This window comes from Paracraurococcus ruber, from assembly GCF_004353985.1.
GTDB classification, from domain to species: Bacteria; Pseudomonadota; Alphaproteobacteria; order Acetobacterales; family Acetobacteraceae; genus Paracraurococcus; species Paracraurococcus ruber.
Genome location: NZ_SMOA01000642.1, coordinates 1 through 760, shown reverse-complemented (window position 1 = coordinate 760; position 760 = coordinate 1). Strand labels below are relative to the sequence as shown.

Below are 760 nucleotides of genomic sequence, written 5' to 3'. Positions count from 1 at the left end.
CCGGCCGCAGCCGCGGCGGCGGGCCGGCGAGCAGCCCGGCCAGCACCTCCTCCGCCGGGCCCAGGCGTTCCACCGCGCCGGCGCGCAGCACCAGCACCCGGTCGGCCAGGCCGGCCAGGGCGGGCCGGTGGGTCACCAGCAGCACCGCCGCGCCGCGCGCCCGCTGCGCGGCCAGCACCCGGCGCAGCATCGCCTCGCCCTCCCCGTCCAGCGCGGCATCCGGCTCGTCCAGCACCAGCAGGCGCGGGTCGCCATGCAGCGCCCGCGCCAGGCCCAGGCGCTGCCGCTGCCCGCCGGAGAGCAGGAACCCCGCCTCCCGCAGCGGCGTCGCATAGCCATGCGGCAGCGCGGCGATGGCGGCGTGCAGGTCCACCGCGCGGGCGGCGGCGATGACGGCGCGGTGGTCCACGGGCCCCAGCCGGGCGATGGTCTCGGCCACCGTGCCCTCGGTCAGCGCGACATGCTGCGGCAACAGCCCGACATGCCGGGCCAGGTCGGCGCGGTCCCACAGCGCGGTGGCATAGCCGTCCAGCGTCACCGCCCCCGCCGTCGGCCGGTCCAGCCCCAGCACCAGGCGCAGCAGGGTGGATTTCCCGGCGCCGGAGGGGCCGACCACCGCCAGCACCTCCCCCGGGTCCAGCGTGAAGGACAGGTTGCGCAGCACCGGCCGCTCCAGGCCGGGCGGCAGGTAGACCAGCCCCTGCGCGACCAGCCGGCCGCGCGGCGGCGGCAGGGCGGTGCGGTCGCGCGCCGGCGCCGG

General features: G+C 80.0%; 1 protein-coding gene. It reads right to left on the bottom strand.

The features are described from left to right. Positions 1–760 (bottom strand): ATP-binding cassette domain-containing protein (locus E2C05_RS32250; RefSeq protein WP_133223657.1); only part of this gene is annotated, 760 nt, incomplete at both ends.